Source organism: Petroclostridium sp. X23 (assembly GCF_030013905.1).
Lineage (GTDB): Bacteria > Bacillota > Clostridia > SK-Y3 > SK-Y3 > X23.
Window position 1 is genome coordinate 2,334,389 of the sequence record NZ_CP124862.1, and the last position, 18,220, is coordinate 2,352,608.

General features: G+C 38.3%; 17 protein-coding genes. 1 reads left to right on the plus strand and 16 read right to left on the minus strand.

Translation table 11 applies throughout. The annotated features are described in order from the left end of the window. Positions 1 to 171: 171 nt before the first annotated feature. Entirely contained in the window at positions 172 to 1,179 is a 1,008-nt protein-coding gene (gene citC / locus QKW49_RS11110) for a [citrate (pro-3S)-lyase] ligase (RefSeq protein WP_282867600.1), read from the plus strand. A gap of 120 nt (positions 1,180 to 1,299) precedes the next feature. Here the strand turns inward: citC and mnmA are convergent, their stop codons facing one another. From mnmA to QKW49_RS11190, 16 genes are all read right to left on the minus strand, one after another. Next, positions 1,300 to 2,415 carry a tRNA 2-thiouridine(34) synthase MnmA gene (mnmA, locus tag QKW49_RS11115; protein ID WP_282868121.1) on the minus strand — a complete coding sequence of 372 codons (1,116 nt, stop codon included), beginning with the start codon at positions 2,413 to 2,415 and terminating at the stop codon, positions 1,300 to 1,302. A gap of 265 nt (positions 2,416 to 2,680) precedes the next feature. Continuing rightward, a complete protein-coding gene (locus QKW49_RS11120; protein WP_282867601.1) occupies positions 2,681 to 3,271 on the minus strand; it encodes an HD domain-containing protein in 591 nt (196 codons plus the stop codon). 3 nt (positions 3,272 to 3,274) lie between these two features. Beyond that, a complete protein-coding gene (locus QKW49_RS11125) occupies positions 3,275 to 4,558 on the minus strand; it encodes a homoserine dehydrogenase (protein ID WP_282867602.1) in 1,284 nt (427 codons plus the stop codon). A gap of 145 nt (positions 4,559 to 4,703) precedes the next feature. Beyond that, the gene (gene phoU / locus QKW49_RS11130) at positions 4,704 to 5,360 is read right to left on the minus strand and encodes a phosphate signaling complex protein PhoU (RefSeq protein WP_282867603.1); all 657 of its coding nucleotides are present in this window, start codon (positions 5,358 to 5,360) and stop codon (positions 4,704 to 4,706) included. Between the two features lie 81 nt (positions 5,361 to 5,441). Beyond that, a complete protein-coding gene (pstB, locus tag QKW49_RS11135; protein ID WP_282867604.1) occupies positions 5,442 to 6,197 on the minus strand; it encodes a phosphate ABC transporter ATP-binding protein PstB in 756 nt (251 codons plus the stop codon). Between the two features lie 29 nt (positions 6,198 to 6,226). Beyond that, positions 6,227 to 8,437 (minus strand): methyl-accepting chemotaxis protein, encoded by a 2,211-nt coding sequence (locus QKW49_RS11140; RefSeq protein WP_282867605.1) that lies wholly within the window; start codon positions 8,435 to 8,437, stop codon positions 6,227 to 6,229. 192 nt (positions 8,438 to 8,629) lie between these two features. Beyond that, positions 8,630 to 9,478: a phosphate ABC transporter permease PstA gene (gene pstA / locus QKW49_RS11145; protein WP_282868122.1), complete on the minus strand. Its 849-nt coding sequence runs from the start codon at positions 9,476 to 9,478 to the stop codon at positions 8,630 to 8,632. A 104-nt stretch (positions 9,479 to 9,582) separates the two neighbouring features. Beyond that, the gene (gene pstC / locus QKW49_RS11150) at positions 9,583 to 10,500 is read right to left on the minus strand and encodes a phosphate ABC transporter permease subunit PstC (RefSeq protein WP_282867606.1); all 918 of its coding nucleotides are present in this window, start codon (positions 10,498 to 10,500) and stop codon (positions 9,583 to 9,585) included. 215 nt (positions 10,501 to 10,715) lie between these two features. Continuing rightward, positions 10,716 to 11,738, minus strand: a complete 1,023-nt coding sequence (locus tag QKW49_RS11155; RefSeq protein ID WP_282867607.1) for a PstS family phosphate ABC transporter substrate-binding protein — start codon at positions 11,736 to 11,738, stop codon at positions 10,716 to 10,718. A gap of 381 nt (positions 11,739 to 12,119) precedes the next feature. Beyond that, positions 12,120 to 12,323 carry a DUF378 domain-containing protein gene (locus QKW49_RS11160; protein WP_282867608.1) on the minus strand — a complete coding sequence of 68 codons (204 nt, stop codon included), beginning with the start codon at positions 12,321 to 12,323 and terminating at the stop codon, positions 12,120 to 12,122. Between the two features lie 69 nt (positions 12,324 to 12,392). Next, the gene (locus QKW49_RS11165; protein ID WP_282867609.1) at positions 12,393 to 13,013 is read right to left on the minus strand and encodes a V-type ATP synthase subunit D; all 621 of its coding nucleotides are present in this window, start codon (positions 13,011 to 13,013) and stop codon (positions 12,393 to 12,395) included. Then, positions 13,013 to 14,410 carry a V-type ATP synthase subunit B gene (locus QKW49_RS11170; protein WP_282867610.1) on the minus strand — a complete coding sequence of 466 codons (1,398 nt, stop codon included), beginning with the start codon at positions 14,408 to 14,410 and terminating at the stop codon, positions 13,013 to 13,015. The genes QKW49_RS11165 and QKW49_RS11170 overlap by 1 nt, the downstream gene beginning before the upstream one ends. Before the next feature lie 227 nt (positions 14,411 to 14,637). Next, positions 14,638 to 16,404: a V-type ATP synthase subunit A gene (locus QKW49_RS11175; RefSeq protein WP_282868123.1), complete on the minus strand. Its 1,767-nt coding sequence runs from the start codon at positions 16,402 to 16,404 to the stop codon at positions 14,638 to 14,640. Between the two features lie 92 nt (positions 16,405 to 16,496). Further along, complete coding sequence (locus tag QKW49_RS11180) at positions 16,497 to 17,105, minus strand: V-type ATP synthase subunit E (RefSeq protein ID WP_282867611.1); 609 nt, start codon at positions 17,103 to 17,105, stop codon at positions 16,497 to 16,499. 4 nt (positions 17,106 to 17,109) lie between these two features. Continuing rightward, on the minus strand, positions 17,110 to 17,418 hold the full coding sequence (locus QKW49_RS11185) for a V-type ATP synthase subunit F (RefSeq protein WP_282867612.1): 309 nt from the start codon (positions 17,416 to 17,418) through the stop codon (positions 17,110 to 17,112). Between the two features lie 359 nt (positions 17,419 to 17,777). Then, entirely contained in the window at positions 17,778 to 18,194 is a 417-nt protein-coding gene (locus tag QKW49_RS11190; protein WP_282867613.1) for an ATP synthase subunit C, read from the minus strand. Positions 18,195 to 18,220: the final 26 nt, after the last annotated feature.

Consider the following 18,220-nt stretch of genomic DNA (forward strand, 5'->3'; position numbering starts at 1 on the left):
TTAGGTATTTCTATTATCAAGAATATACATCTAAGTCTTTTGTATATTATTTATAAATAATCTTGTTTTTTTACTGTCCTGATTATATAATAGACACATGATATATGCAAATACTTAGTATTTCATACCCCCTATAACTTTTTTCTATATCAAATAAAGGAGGTTTTAGATATGATTGAAGAACGCCGTTTAACAAACATTAATCAGGCAAAAGACCTTATCGAAAGCTGCGGTCTATCTATAAATACTAATGTAGATTATACTGTTGGCATATTTTTTCATGATGAATTAGTCGCAACCGGCTCACTTTCGGGAGATATGCTGCAAATGGTCGCTGTATCTCAACAGTTTCAAGGTGAGGATTTATCTTCTGTTGTCATTACTCACTTGATTAAATACGCTTTTGAGATAGGAAAACACAATCTTTATCTTTTTACAAAACCGGAAAAAACAAATATATTTACTCCTTTAGGTTTTGAAGTAGTGGCTGTAGCAAAACCCTATGCTGCACTGCTCGAATGGGGCCGGCCGGGTATCTCAGAATACTGCCATAATCTCAAAGCGCAAGCAGGCGCGACTTATGACAATACATGCGCTATCGTAATGAACTGCAATCCTTTTACATTAGGCCACCAATATTTGATTGAGACCGCTGCTTCCGTAAGCGGCAAAGTATTTATTTTAGCAGTACAAGAAGAGCTTTCGGCCTTTCCTTTTGATGTGCGTTATAAGCTAATGTGCGAAGGTACTGCACATCTCCCTAACGTTACTGTCATTCCCGGGGGAAGATATGTAGTTTCTTCTCTTACTTTCCCTTCTTATTTTACGAAAGATACACAACTTGCTAATGCACATTGTGCCATAGATGTAGAAATATTTTTAAAACATATTGTACCTGCGCTCGGTATCAAGAAGCGTTACATAGGTACCGAGCCTTTTTCTCCGGTAACCGAAATATACAACCGTACTATGAAAGAACGTCTTATTCCGGCAGGCATAGAAGTGGTAGAGCTACCACGGCTGGATAAGTCAGGTGCCGCCATCAGTGCATCCCGTGTTCGAGCGTTACTGGCACAAGGAAATATGGACGCTGTGAAAGAGCTTGTGCCAAGGTCTACCTACAACTATCTTATAAGCGATGCTGCCATACCAGTACTAAGCAAGCTACGAAAAGAATAAAAGCAGGCGATCGCCTGCTTTTTATATTAAAAATCCATATTTTCTAAATTTTCTACTCTCTTATAATATTACATTTCATATATATCATTATTATGTACGTTTAAAACATATATTTGCCGATCAAGAGCGCGATGTGGAATGGTTGGAAAATACCGAGTCAATGGTTCCGCATCCTAAGCAAACTTCATCATTGTAAAACACTGCAAACTGCCCAGGTGTCACTGCCTTCTGTAGCTTATCAAAAATCACTTCACAGGCATTTTCATTCTTTATATTGACGGTAACTTTTTGGTCAGGCTGCCGGTATCTGAATTTTGCCGTGCATTGAAAAGAAGATCCCGGCGCTTTTTCACTTACCCAGTGTAATTGTGATGCAATCAAGCCTTTGGAATAGAGCGCCGGATGGGTTTCACCTTGCACCACAAATAATATGTTTTTTTTCAAGTCTTTTCCCGCTACAAACCATGGTTCTCCGGTGCCGGCTCCACCAATCCCCAATCCTCTTCGCTGCCCGAGCGTATAATACATCAGCCCATCATGCTTACCTACCACTTTCCCTTCTATGGTTTGAATCTCTCCCGGTTGAGCAGGCAAATAGGCACTGAGGAATTGTTTAAAGTTTCTTTCTCCAATAAAGCATATCCCTGTGCTTTCTTTTTTTGCCGCCGTTCTGAATCCGGCCTGCTGTGCAATGTTTTTCACTTCTGTTTTATTAAGATGACCAATGGGAAACATTGCTTTTGAAAGCTGGTTCTGCCCCAGAGTACAGAGAAAATACGTCTGGTCCTTGCTTTGGTCTTGTGCACGCAAAAGACGGTACTCACCATTAATAGAATCTACCTGTGCATAATGACCGGTTGCGAGATAATCGGCACCTATTTTCAGTGCATACTCAAGAAAAGCCTTAAACTTTATTTCTTTATTACACAGTACATCAGGATTTGGTGTACGTCCTTTTTTATATTCATCAAGAAAATACGTAAATACCCTGTCCCAATATTCCTTTTGAAAATTCACCGTGTAATACGGGATTCCAATCATATCGCAAACTTTTCTCGCATCTTCCGAATCCTCTGCGGCTGTACACTCCCCGAATTCGTCCTTCTCATCCCAATTTTTCATGAAGATGCCGGTCACATCATAACCCTGTTCCTTTAGCAACAGAGCCGCAACGGAAGAATCCACTCCACCCGACATACCTATAATTACTTTTATATCTTTATTTTCCTTTTTCACTATCACTATATCACTACCAGCCTTGTAAAAACATTAATATAGGTAACTACATTGATAATTATAAATTCATCACTTATATACCCTGCAAGCTGTTCTAGGGGTGGACAGAGTCATCCACCCGCTATACGATCACCTTATCTGCGGGCAGACAGAGTCGTCTGCCCCTACGGGATCTTAATTGTTAGCTTAATATATAACTTGGTAAATTATAAATCTAAAGTTTGTTATCTATATTTTAATTATTCCCTCTATCCATCAATCTTACTTATTTTATTACGCCTTTATCCACATATTCCCGGATCATCTTTTTCGCATACTCCCACAACGCAGGTGCCCCTTCTTCAATGGGCTGATTGCGTGCAATGATCATATCACTGCTGATATTGTGCTTGGTCCATGTATGTCCATCAGTATTGTAATTATGAATCAACGGCTGCAGTCTATCCAGCGCAGCGGCAAACCTTGCCTCCGGACTTATCCTCTCTTCAAATTCATCCCAGAGATCCCGTATTTCTTTTGCCTGGTCCGACGGCAGCATATTAAATATCCGGTCAGCAGCTTTCTGCTCCCGGCATGCCTTATCTTCATTTCCTTTTTCATCATAACAGAAGGTATCACCGGCATCGATTTCTACCAGATCATGTATCAGCACCATTTTAACAACACGCTGAACATCAATGTTTTTTTCCGCTGCGTATTCCGACAGCAGAATAGCCATCACCGCCAAATGCCAGGAATGCTCCGCATCGTTTTCATTTCTTGATTTATTCATCAAGATGGTCTGCCGGAAGATGTGCTTAAGCTTATCAATTTCTACAATGAATTCTATCTGTTTTTTTAATCTTTCATCAATCATTTGCTACCTCTCTACCCGAATAACATTCTCTATCTGAAGAACATCTTCATCTTTTCCGATGTCATCTAACGCTTTTTTGATGGATTGTTCTTTTGCATGGTGGCTTACAAAAATCAACGGCACTACATCCTTGTTGTGGTCTTTTTGAATCACTGAAGCAATACTTACTTCGTGCTTGCCGAGTATCCCCGCTATTTTTGCCAGTACGCCCGGTTTATCCTTTACTGTGAGCCTGATAAAGAACTCTGTTTCCCAATCATCCTCAAACCGTACCTGCCAGGAAGCCTTGTTCTCGTTATAGAAAGTTGTGTATCGATGATTGTTTTCTTGATGGCATGCCGTAATGATATCCGATACGATAGCACTTCCGGTTGGAAGGTCACCCGCACCACGACCGTATAGCATCAAGTTTCCTACCGCGTCTCCTTTTATAAATACCGCGTTATATGATTCCCGAACAGCAGCAAGAGGATGGCTGACCGGAATAAATGTCGGATGAACCCGCGCTTGAATATCTGTTCCATTCTTTTTGGCAATAGCCAGCAAACGAATCGCATATCCAAGTTCTTTTCCGTAAGCAATATCTTCTGCCGTAATTTTTGTGATCCCTTCCCTATAGATATTATCTATGGGCACCTTCGCGTGAAAAGCGATAGATGATAGGATAGATAACTTGTACATTGCATCAAATCCTTCTATATCCGCCGTAGGGTCAGGCTCTGCATACCCCAATCTCTGTGCTTCCGCCAGTACATCGTGGAAGTCACGGCCTTCTTCGGACATTTTAGTGAGAATATAGTTGGTCGTTCCATTGATAATCCCCATCACTTCATAAACTTTATTTGCCTGCAAGGATTCGCTCATAACCTTGATGACAGGAATACCCCCGGCTACGCTTGCTTCATAGTATAATCCGGCTCCATTATTCTGTGCAGCTTTCTCCAGTTCCGGCCAATGACGTGCCATTAATTCCTTATTTGCCGTAACCACTGTCTTCTTATTCTCCAATGCTGATAAGATATACTGTTTCGCAGGGTCTATTCCTCCCATAAATTCGGCTACGATAGAGATTTCCGGATCATTAATAATATCTTGAATATTATCGGTGAATAGAGACTCATCCGCTTGCACATCTCTTTTTTTATTTGTATCTCTTACTAATATTTTTTTTACCTCTATCTCAAAGCCTTCTCTATGAGAAATTTCATTTCCGGTTTCCTGAAGTATTTTGTACGCGCCTGTTCCGACATTTCCGAATCCTAAAAAACCTACTTTGATCTTATCCATACCAATCATCTCCATTTTTTTTGTTGCACATATTATACCCTATTCACTCTATTTGTCAACCATAAACAGCTTAAAAACAAAATTCAAAAAGTTCTATTGATCATTGCTAATCAATAGAACTTTTTGAATTTCAATAATCTTCTTATCAGTTCATTCCCTTATGGTGCCCTGTCACATGGAATACTACCCACTCCCCAATATTGGTAGCGTGATCCGCCATTCTCTCAAGATACTTGGCGACAAACATAAAACATGTGCCTTGATATATAAATGCTTGATTCTGTTTCATCATTTCTTGTAACTCTGCAATAATGTCATCAAAGTGCTTGTCTACGATATCATCTTCTGCGCAAGCGGTCTTTGCTTTTTCAATATCTTTTTCAACATAAGCTTCGATCGTCTCTCTTACCATTTTCTTAACCTGATCTGCCATGATAGGAATATGCTCAATCTGTTTTTTATAAGGCTCATCCGCTAACTTAATAATATACTCACAGATATCCGCGCAATGATCTGCGATTCTTTCTAAATCGGTTATCATTTTCAGGACCGATGTAATGAGTCTTAAATCTCTCGCAATGGGCTGCTGTCTGGCGATTATCATCAGACATTGTGCTTCAATCGTACTTTCCATATGATCTATAACATCATCTCTCTCAATGATTTCTTTTGCTAATGCTATGTTTTGCTCCTTTAATGCTACAATCGTATCATCCATGGATTGCTCAATGATACGTCCCATTTTGAGCAAATCATTATGAAGCTCTTTTAGTTCTTTCTCAAATTCGTGGCGATGCGGCATATGTTTTCATTCCCTTCCATTTTTCTATAATCCCATATTCTAAGATTGTTGCAACCATAAAAAATAATACTTGATTATTTTTCATCCGAATCTTCCGGTAATATAATCTTCGGTGCGCTGCTCCTGGGGATTACTAAAGATTTTTACCGTTTTATCATATTCGATCACTTCTCCATTAAGAAAGAACGCAGTATTATCGGATATACGGCCGGCCTGCTGCATATTGTGGGTAACGATAATAATTGTATAGTTTTCTTTTAATTCGGATGCCAAATCCTCAATCTTCAAGGTAGATATAGGGTCCAGCGCCGAGGTCGGCTCATCCATTAAAAGCACTTCAGGTTCTACCGCAAGCGCTCTGGCAATGCAGAGTCTCTGCTGCTGGCCGCCTGAAAGGCCAAGCGCATTCTTCTTTAACCGATCCTTCACTTCATCCCATATCGCCGCAGCCTTTAAGCTTTTTTCAACAATTTCGTCCAATACGGACTTCTTGCCGATACCATGTATTCTAGGTCCATAAGCAACATTATCATAGATACTCATCGGAAAAGGATTAGGCTTTTGAAACACCATGCCTACACGTTTTCTTAACTTTATCACATCAATATCTCCATAGATATCTTGCCCATCCAATTTAACTTCTCCGATAATTTTACACCCTTCTACCATATCATTCATACGATTTAAAGTTTTTATAAAGGTAGATTTTCCGCAGCCTGAAGGACCGATAAATGCGGTAATCTCCTTCTCCGGTATATCCATGTCAATTGATTTTAGTGCCTGAAAATCGCTATAAAATAAGTCCAAATTTTTTATTGAAAACTTTGCAACACTCATTCGTGATACTCCTTTGCTAATATATTAAATTATAGTTTAAATACTCCTACTAGTTTTTGAAGGTTCTGGGCTAGCAAATCCAGATTATGCGTAGCGGTAGATATTTCCTCTATGGAAGCAGTTTGTTCTTGTACAGATGCAGACACTTGCTCCGCATTAGCAGAGTTTTGCTCACTCACCGCAACCAATCTATGGATTTCATCCTCTACTTCTAATCTCATTCTATCTATCATTAAGCGTGATTCATTTAAAACATGTACCTGAGATTGCGCTCCCTTAATTGCTTGAATAATTTCTAAATATTTCTCTTTGGTTAAGCTCACGCTGCTCATTTGTTCTTCGGAAATATGGATCAGATTTTCTACTGTCCCTTCTACCTCTTCAGTGTCTTGACGCAATTCATCGATTATTCTATTAATGGTTACGGTAGCCTCTCTCGATTGTTCCGCCAGTTTTCTTATTTCATCTGCAACTACCCCAAATCCTCTGCCATGTTCTCCTGCCCTTGCTGCTTCTATAGAAGCATTTAAAGAAAGCAAATTCGTTCTATCGGCTATGTCCATGATCAGTCTGCTGGCATTTTCTATTTTTTTGGAACTTTCATGTGACTTAAAGATACTTACATGAACTTCTCTATTCGCCTCATTGGATTGTTTGTTGGCTATAGTCAAAACCTCTATAACCTCTAGTCCATCATCTGCCAACCTTCCAACATCATTGGCAGCTTTGGTCATTTGCTCTAAGTTCTCATGATCTGTCAACAATATATTACTTAATTCTCTTGTTTTATTAAAGCTTTCTTCTGCACTCCGCGCTTGCTCTAACGATCCCTTGGCTATTTCACTCACTGCTTTAGCCACCTCATCGGCAGACCTGGAAGAATTCTGTGAGTTATTTTTTAAATCCTTTGATGAAGTTGCAACATCATAGGAAGATTTTTCAACCTCTTTAATAATACTCTTTAAATTATTTACAATCTTTACGATTGCTCTTTCTAAATCTCCAATTTCATCTTTTCTATTAAGTTCATCTCCCCCAATGGGTATTTCCAAGTTATAATCAGCTATTTTATTAGTAATATCTATAACTCCACGAATAGGTTTACTAATCGATAAAGAGATTTTAACAGCAAGAAGCGAAGATATCAATATGATGATAGAAGCCATAATCAACAAACTTCTACGAAGGTGTATAATTACCCCAAGTGCCTCATCTTCTTCAATTTCGATAACAAGTCCGACAAAGCGGTCACCAATTTTTGATACCGATAAAGTTCCTAAAACTTTTTCTCCCATATAGCTCTTATAACTTTTTGTTTGGTTAAACTGTAAATCTCCATTGGCAACGGGTTCAGACAATATCTCTACAACTTCAGTTTGAAGAACTTCATTTAAAGCCGCACTATTCACATAGGGCTCTTTCATGGTATTTGTAAGAAGTAAACCTTTTGAATCTATTAAATAGGAGTCTCCGGTTATGCCGATCTTGTCAATTCCATTTTGGACTATAGTATTGATAGCCCCTTGGTTTAATACTATATTTAAGGTACCGATAGGTACATGATCATTCGTATTGGAATACGAATAAACCGGAGTAGCTAATACCATGATATTATCATCTATAAAACTATTGCGAAATACTTCCGACCAATTTTGTTCTCCTGCCATCGCTTTATTGCTAAAATCTCCCGAAAAAACAAGAGGTGCAATATCTATCTTATCATAGTTAATACTAAAACACACTTCTCCATATTTATTCGTTAAAAAAATATCTGTGTATTTATATTTTCCCAAAGCAGTATTTAATAAATTTTTAAAATCATCCAAGACTTTTTCATTCTCATCTTCACTCATACTGAAGCTATTAATCTTCTCAATACCTTCGCGCATAATTCTTGATTGGGCCAATAATTTTGCGTCACCTTCTCTGGTATAAAAATATTGATTAATTCTTTCATTGGTCAATGTAGTATATAATTGATTTCCTTTAAAAATTTCATTTTTGATTTGATTACTGGAATGGTTTATGTTTAACCAGCTCAAAACCATAATTGGTAATAAGCTGGTTAGAATAACCATTACTAGCAGCTTATTACTCATTTTTAAATTATTTAGACCAAGAAAATCTTTGATATCTTTCATAAATTTGATCTTTTCGATAAGTTTAATATTTTTAAATAAATTTTTGATGTTATAATCCTTTTTATGTGTATCTTTTTTATTATTTATCATATGTTCCATCTAAAATCCCCCTAATGGTCTCCACAGCTGATTCTTTTAAAACAAATTTATCATATTAATTGCAACGATGTGTTAATTCTATATTAATTCTGTATTAATTCTTTCAGAATAATCTGAATCAAATCTCTGTGAGGACCTTTTGTAAACAACAGAACAATATAATAAATTAAGAAGTTATTATATTACTGTTCCTTAATATCGTCTTTGAAACTTATTCCTTATAATTACCGCAATTGAATTCATTAAAAATAAACATCCTAGCAACACTATAATAGTTGCAGCAGCGAGATTTGCATATTCTTTTGTAAGAACAGTGTCAAGGGTCCAATAATATATTTGAATCGGAAGGGCTGTAAAGTCATCCATTACACTGGTAGGCGTTCTTAAGATTAATGCCGGAATTCCAAGAACAACCAACGGAGCAGTTTCACCTATTGCTCTTGAGAGGGATAAAATGGAGCCTGTCATGATACCCGGTAGTGCAGTAGGTAACACTATCTTCCTAATTGTTGTCCACTTTGTAGCCCCTAAAGCGTATGACGCATCTCTTAGAAAATTTGGTACAGCTCGTATCGCTTCTTGACTGGATACAACAATAATTGGAAGAACTAATAGAGACATGGTTAGTCCACCGGCAAGTACACTGGAACCTAATTTGAACAATCTTCCGAAAACCGTTAATCCAAGTAATCCGAATATTACTGAAGGTACCCCGGATAAATTAGATATATTGGTATTGATAATGGATTGAATCATACCTTTTTTCGAGTATTCTTCCATATATATCGCTGTTCCTACTCCCAGGAATAATGTTACGGGTGCTACAACCAGCATCAATAAGGCTGAGCCAATGATAACTCCTTTTATTCCGGCTTTCTCAGCTGTAATAGATAATTTACCGGTTAAAAACTGAACATCTAACCATCCGATACTGTCACTAATGATTCTATAGATCAATAATCCCAATACCAACAAAGCAAATAAAATGGTAAAAGAAGAGATCGTTCTAGCTGCTTTATCTAAAAAAATCCTTTTCTTCATCCTCTTATAAGCTATTTCCGCATTTATATAAGTTTTTATCTCATTTTCACTATCCCGACTTTTTTGAATTTTTTCATTTAGAATATATGTCGTATCGCTCATTTTTAATATTCCTTTCTATACTTTTTAGTAATATATCCTGCGAACAAATTCATTGAAAGGGTAAAAATAAAAAGCATCAGTCCTACTGCATATAAACTGTAATATCCGATGGTACCACTGCCTGCATCACCGCTTGTAAATTCTACAATATACGCTGTCATGGTTTGGATTGGCTGCGTAAAATCAAGCGTAAAATTCTTTGCACTGCCGCTTGCTATTGCAACAATCATCGTCTCTCCAATGGCTCTGGATATTGCCAATACAAAAGAAGCAATGATTCCGGAAATAGCAGAAGGAACAATCACTTTTACCGCAACTTCTAGCTTCGTTGATCCAAGCGCTAATGCCCCCTCACGTATTGAATTTGGAACAGCATTCATCGCATCTTCAGATAATGATGTAACAAGAGGAATAATCATGATACCCATTACGATTCCCGGACTAAGTGCATTCTTCGCCTCTAATCCCGGAATAATTTTCATCAACAGCGGCGTTACAAATGAATATGCGAAGAATCCATACACAATAGTAGGAATCCCTGCCAATACTTCTATAATCGGTTTTAAGACCTTCCTCCTATTGGTTGTTGAAAATTCACTCAAATACATTGCAGCAATTAATCCTATTGGAATTGCAACTAACATTGCAATAGCCGAAGTAACAAATGTTCCGCAAATTAACGGTAAGAAACCGAAAGAAGGATTATCTTTTAAAGGAGCCAATTCCGTACTGAATATTTCGCTTAAAGGAACTTGTCTAAAAAAATGAGACGCATCAACTACCAACGTTAAAACAATCCCAATGGATGTCAATATAGAAATTGAAGCGATCATTAATAAAATACCGGGAACCATCTCTTCTATTTTTATAAATTTATTATTTTTTTTCATTATATCTTTTACATTCACAAAATTACTCATAGAAACACTCCATTTCAACAAATAGAGGAAATCGGACTTAAGAACTGTACCTGCTGTTTAGCCTGCTTTGGCGTAATAGAGGAACTGTCCATATGTTTGATTTCCGAATAATTAGGAACCTTGTACACTATTTAATATTACTAATCAGCACTTAAGACGAGGAAAAGATATCTCCTCGTCTTAGGTAGATTATTAATGATATTTACTAAATACTATTATTTAATAGCTTCTAATTGCTTTTGATATTCAGCATATACAGAGTCCGGAAGTGGTGCGAATCCATTTTGACCTGCTAATCTTTTGCATCCTTCTGCAGAAACAACATACTTAGCATAATCAAGCACTTGCGGCTTTTCTTTTGCATAATTTACATTCAAGTAAGTAAATACGGGACGAGTAAATCCGGCATAAGCAAGATCTTCACCAATTGTTTCTAAAGTAGGGTCTACAGGGCCATTACCAAAGTCTACCTTTACTGCTGTTAACTTATCTTTATTGCTCACATAGTAACCAAAGCCAAAGAATGCGATAGCATTTTTATCTTTTGATACTAAATCAACCAATGTTGAGTACTCTTGCTGAAGGTTAGCAGTTTTAACCATTTCTGCTTTTTTAAGAATCGTTTCATGGAAGAACTCATATGTTCCATGGTTTTCATTCGGACCATAGAATTTGATTTCTTCTTTTGGCCAATCAGCTCTAATATCGGACCAAAGTACTTTGTCATCTGCTTTGAATTTTCCTGATAAGTACATATCAATGATTTCTTCTTTTTTCATCTCTGTTGCCCAAGTATTTTCTTTGTTGATAACCATAGTTAAGCCATCAAGAGCAACTTTGAATTCCAAAAATTCAGTACCGTTTTCTTTAAGCTTAGCCGCTTCTTCATCTTTAATTTTTCTTGAAGCATCAGAAAAATCTGTTTCGCCCGGTATGAATTTTTTAAAACCGGCACTAGACCCAGCTCTTCCAACCTGTACGCTTACATTCGGTTGTACATTCGTCATGTACTCTTCTGCGATATTTGCCATTAATGGGTACACTGTACCGGAACCATCAATGATTACTTTCCCTTCAAGTTTTGCAGCCTTAGGTTCCTCTGCCTTAGGTGCTTCTGTCTTTGGGGCCTCTGTCTTTGGGGCCTCTTCTTTTGAAGCAGTTCCTGCACAACCTGCAAATCCTGCTACTAATAATACCCCTACTAATATTACACTTACAACTTTTAAACTTACTTTCATCCTCACATCATCCTTTCTTTTTTGGTACAATGTGAATTATACCATGTCCTTATTTTTTTAAAATGTAATTTTCGTAAAGCTTTTGTTAATTGTTTGTTAACTGACACTATTATTTTTTTGTTGATAATTATTTCTTAATAGTTTTCAAGTAAGTATATAATTTGAATATGTAGAATGAGTTAAGCAAATGTAAAATCTATGTTAAATTTTTATGCTGTTCAAAATCCTTTACCGTAATTTCTAGGAAGATGTGATATCTTTTTCTTAATTACTTTAGAATGCATACAATGTCACACGTGTCCATAGGGATTTGAAGTTTGATGGATAAGTTAGTCAAAAAAAAATATACGATATTGAATATCGTATATTTTTTGTAAAAAATTAGTGATTTCTTGCAGGTACTCTGTCTCTAAATAGCAATGTAGTTGCCCAAAGCCCCGATAAGCCCACTAAAGTGTATATAATTCTACTAATCATTGCATCTTGTCCACCAAAGATACTGGCTACTAAGTCAATACCAAACAAACCAATTAATCCCCAGTTCAATGCACCTATAATTACTAAGATCAAAGCTAATCTATCCATATCATCACTCCTTAAGCTTTTAATCTTAGTATATCTTTTTTTATCATATTCATACATTAGCCAATATTTTCATTTTTCATCTTTGGAGTTTTTTATCATTTTAAGGCGTGTGAACTCTTCTCTTTCCTTCTCCTCTAAAGCGTTTTGAATCACAAAAGTTAACTTTTCATAACGCGGTATCATAATATTTTTTAAAGCGTTTGCTCTTTTTTGGGTTTTCTTAATATTATTCGCCAGTCTATAAACAGCATTCTCAATTTCCGCAAGATCTACTGTCAATTTTTTGACTTTGTCAAATTTTTTATAGGCCTCATCCAACGCAGCATTGGTACGGAAAAAACCATATCTGGGCGTAATCTCTTGTTGCACCATGGTTACCATAGGTATTTCTACACCCATAATACTCCTGAATCTTATATCTACACTGTCTTCAATAGGCACTGCATATCCCATCTGTTCTACTGTGCTGATCCCAATGGTTATATTGGCTATCTGAAGCGCTTCATATGCTTCACGAAACGTAATGTCGATATGTGACTGGATTTGTTCGGCTTTATCAATCAACATCATCATTTCACGTATGAGAATATTTCTTTTCTTATCCAAAAGCTCATATCCCTGCCGGGACAGCCGCAAGGTGTTTCGTGCCTGAATAAGGTTTCCCTTGGTGGGAAACAGGCTCACGTCCATTATAACTCACCTCTCACACTGCTGTAAGGTTTATAATATTTATCTAAAACATTGATATCTACCCTGTCCAGCTCTTCTCTCGGCAGGATGCCCAATAGCCGCCATCCCATATCAAGCGTATCATCCATGGGTCTGTTTTCATCCCTCTCCTGTGTGACAAATTCTTTTTCAAATGCTTTTCCGAATTCAATATATCTTTTATCAAGTTCACTTAATTCATCTTCTCCAATAACCGAAGCCAATGCCCGTACCTCTTGGACATGCGCGTAAGATGCAAAAAGCTGATTTGCAATAGCCGGATGATCCTCTCTTGTAAAGCCTTCACCGATTCCATCCTTCATCAGTCTTGACAAAGACGGTAACACGATGACAGGAGGATATACTCCTCTCTGATGAAGCGTGCGATCGAGGACAATCTGTCCTTCGGTAATATACCCTGTTAAGTCAGGGATAGGATGTGTAATATCATCATTAGGCATGGTCAGTATAGGTATCTGGGTAATAGAACCTTTCCTTTTTTTTAACATACCCGCTCTCTCATAAAGCGAAGCTAAATCACTGTATAAATACCCCGGAAAGCCCTTTCGACTGGGAATCTCACCCTTAGAAGACGAAATTTCACGAAGCGCTTCACAGTAGGAAGTCATATCTGTAAGTATGACAAGAATATGCATATCCTGTTCAAAAGCAAGATACTCCGCAACCGTCAATGCGCAGCGGGGCGTAATGATCCTTTCAACCACCGGATCATTTGCCAGATTGATAAACATTACAACTTTTTGCAATACGCCGCTTTCTTCAAAGCTTTTTTTAAAAAAATCTGCAACATCGTGCTTTACACCCATGGCAGCAAATACTACTGCAAATTCCGTATCTTCCTGCTGTGCCAATTGCGCCTGCCGGACGATTTGTACTGCTAAAGCGTCATGGGGTAGACCATTACCTGAAAAGATAGGAAGCTTCTGCCCGCGTATAAGGGTGGTAAGACCATCTATGGATGAAATACCTGTTTGAATATAGTTTCTGGGGTATTCCCTTGATACCGGATTGATAGGCTTGCCATTTACATCCCATTTCACTTGAGGAAATATGCTTCCCAGACCGTCTATCGGCCTGCCTACACCATCAAAAACCCTTCCCAATATTTCTTTTGAAAGCGGTATTTCCAGTGAATGGCCTAACGGCTTGGTTTTTGTATTGGTCAAGGATATATTGGAAGTCCCCTCAAACACTTGAACCACAGCAATATCTCCGCTTAGTTCTACAATACGACCTATTCGTTTTTCCGTACCTTCAACCGTTATTTCTACCATTTCTTCAAATGAGGCATCAGAAACCCCTTCCACAACCATCAGGGAGCCTGAAATTTCTTTCAACCCTATATATTCCAGCTTCATAAGCATGACTTCCTTTCAAGCGTTATTAGTTGTTAGTTCACAGACGATTACTTTATAAATCCCAATAAGTAGCGCCTAAGGAAACTTTGCTTAAATGAGGAGCGGATAGTGGGGTGGGGGGAGTTTTTTCTCCTCACTCCTCACTCCCTGCTCCCCACTATTTAAACCTTTAACTCATTTTAGGTAACACGGAAATCTGTGAACTGTGAACCGTGAACTGTGAACTATCACTTATACTTCTCCTTCAACTCATTATAAACCGCGTCAATCTTCTTATGGATTTCATCAAACTTTTCAAGTTCTTCATTGCCGATCGTATACTTGATCTTTATTAAATCATCAAAGATACCGGTATTTCTCAGCACCGATACCGGGATATTCTTTTGTATCAATATCTTGGATTTATTATAGAGCTCCAAAATAGTTTCCATCATTTTAAACTGTTTTGCTGCTGGTACGTAAGTATCGCTTGCATGATACGCATTCTGCTGCAAGAATCCCAGGCGTATGACCCTGGAAATATCCAAAATCAGCTTTTGCTCATCCGGCAATATATCTGCACCGATCAACTTCACAATATCCATCAACTTACTCTCTTCTTGAAGTAAACCAACCATCTGGGTACGGTACGCAAAGAATTTCTCATGAACATTGTTCTGATACCATTCTTGTAGATTATCAATATATTCGCTGTAGCTTGTAAGCCAGTGTATCGCCGGATAGTGCCTTGAATAGGCCAACTGCCTGTCTAGGGCCCAAAAACATCTTATAAACCTTTTGGTGTTTTGTGTTACAGGTTCTGAGAAGTCACCACCCTGTGGAGAGACAGCCCCTATGATAGTGACTGAACCTTCGGTACCATTTAAGTTATATACATATCCTGCTCTCTCATAAAACTCCGATAGGCGTGATGGAAGATATGCCGGAAATCCTTCTTCTGCAGGCATTTCCTCCAATCGTCCCGATATCTCCCTTAATGCTTCGGCCCACCGGGAAGTTGAATCGGCCATGATGGCAACATGATATCCCATATCCCGATAATATTCCGCCAGTGTTATCCCTGTATATATAGATGCTTCCCTAGCAGCTACCGGCATGTTAGAAGTATTTGCTATAAGAACCGTTCTGTTCATGAGGGGCTGATTGGATTTCGGGTCAACCAACTTAGGAAAGTCCTCCAATACCTCCGTCATTTCATTCCCACGCTCACCACACCCAATATATACGATGATATCCGCATCCGACCATTTTGCAAGTTGGTGCTGCGTCATTGTTTTTCCTGTTCCGAACCCACCCGGAATCGCCGCTGTTCCGCCTTTGGCAATTGGAAAAAAAGTATCAATGACTCTTTGCCCGGTAATAAGCGGCCGGCTGATACTTTTACGTTCTAAATAACGCCGGGGAATTCGGATAGGCCATTCCTGAACAAGTGTCAAATCGTTAATTGAACCCGTTTTGTCCTGAACTCTTATGATGGTTTGATGAAGTGAATAGTTCCCATCCGGCATGACCTCTACTACTTCTCCGCTCATATTGGGAGGAATCATTACTTTATGCAGAATCAAAGGTGTTTCCTGAACTTCCGCTATAATACTTCCCGGCATAACTTGGTCCCCTACTTTTACAGTAATGTGTGTGAACCATTCTTTTTCAGGGTCCAATGATTCCATTGCTATTCCTCTCGAGATAAAATCTCCGGACTTTTTTTCTATATAATGCAGCGGTCTTTCAATTCCATCAAAGATATTTCCGATAATTCCCGGAGCCAATTGCACTGAAAGAGGTTTACCTGTAGAAATAACCGGTTCCCCTACTGTCAGACCTGTTGTAACCTCATATACTTGAACAATGGTCATATCATTATGAATGGCTATAACTTCACCAATCAACTTTTCGTTTCCCACCATTACCATTTCATACATGCGAAAGTCCTTACTGCCTTTTACCTTTATAACCGGCCCATTAATACCAAAAATAACGCCTTTAGCTTCTATTTCCAAGGTATCACCCACTTTACATACTATATTATCATTTATCTATATGCCTACAGACCATAATCTGTGAACTGTTAACCGTGAACTGTGAACTATAATAAATCTATAACCAATCCGCTGATTTCTAGAAAACACTCTTTTTGCTGTGCTATCTTTGCGGCAAGTGAATCATCAATCAAAGTGCCTTTTGTCTTGTTAAAAACCTTGCAGCCTCCTATGATATCCTCTTGATCAACCTGAATCTCCAGTGGTTCACTCAGCTGCTGTTTGATTTTATCTATCAATGATACATCCGATTTGTTAATATATATGATAATTTCTCCTTGTCCTACTTGTTGACGACCTTGCAAAATATTTTGCATTAAAAACGTATAATAGTCCGGCGTCTCCAAAAAACTTTGAATCCTCTTCATAATATTGTTGAAAATTTCTTCAATGATTTCCTCCCTCTTTTGCAGAAGGGCTTTTTTACTTTCCATCACAGCACGAGAAATCATCTCATTTTTTTCTTTGTCAGTTTTGCGTATTTCTTTTTGAATTTTTACATACGCATCCTCCAAACAGTCAAGTTCCCTTTGCTCTAAAATTCCATCCCTTTCTTCTTTAACCTGGTTCAATATTTGCAATCTTTTTTCCGCAGCTTCTTTCATAACGATACTGGAAAAGTTATCCAGCTTATCATCAACAAAATTCAAATTCATCACCTCAAATCTTCAATCCGATGGCTTCCCGTACATAGCGTGTGATGGAATCCGGCGTTCTTCCTGTCCCATGCCGGTCAGGTATTTCCACGACCAGTGGTGTATGGTAATTCAACTTGATGTCCTTAATATATTCCGGAAGGAGCTTACCCAGTTTTTCGGTAATAAGTATGATGCCTATTTCTTTATTTTTAACAACAGTATCCAGCACTGTTTTCAGCTCCTGTGCCTCATGCACTACTACCCCTTCGATCCCTGCCATCCGCATCCCGGTCTGAGTATCGACATTATCACTGATTAAAAACATCTGCATGGTATGCCTCCTTCTTGATGCTATAAGAGGATATGGTAAAGTGCTCCATCGTTCGAAAATCTGACACGGAGACAATCATGAATCACCAAAAATCACTTGATTGGTCAGTCGCAAAGCATGGGCGGGGCCCGGACCTCCAGCTTCCCTAAAAAACAAGCGCAGCAGTAGGTCCGTCCCCATGCTTCACTCCTTCTGTGTGTAAACCCGACTTTATCATTAGTCTCGGACTGTCCCCAAGTTCGATTTTCTCTATGTGCTACATCAAACTCTATCACATCTTCTCATATTTTATTGTCCACTGTACATTGTCCATTGTACATTAATCACTATTCACTATTAATTATTCACTATTCACTAATTTAGATTCTGCTTAAAATACTAAATGAGATGAGCAGCCCATACAATGCGATCCCTTCGGCCAAAGCAACAAAAATCAAAGCCTTTCCCATGATCTTAGGATCTTCACTGATTGCCCCCAAAGCGGCAGAACCGGCAGCAGCCACCGCGATTCCCGCTCCTATGGTTGCCAAGCCTGTCGCTAGAGCAGCCGCAATAAGACCTAGACCATTTGCACTTGTGCTTGCTGAAGCCTCCGCAGCAAAAACATTACCGGAAAACATCATAATGGTAGCAATCATGAGGATTGAAAAAAAAGAAAATATATTCATTCCAAGAATCATCTTTACCTTTTTTCCGCTGCAGCCGTACAGCAAATATATGGCTCCCGGCACTACAATACTTAATATTAACGCTGTTACTGTAATTGGCATAAACATCACTCTAATCCTCCCATTTTTTATAA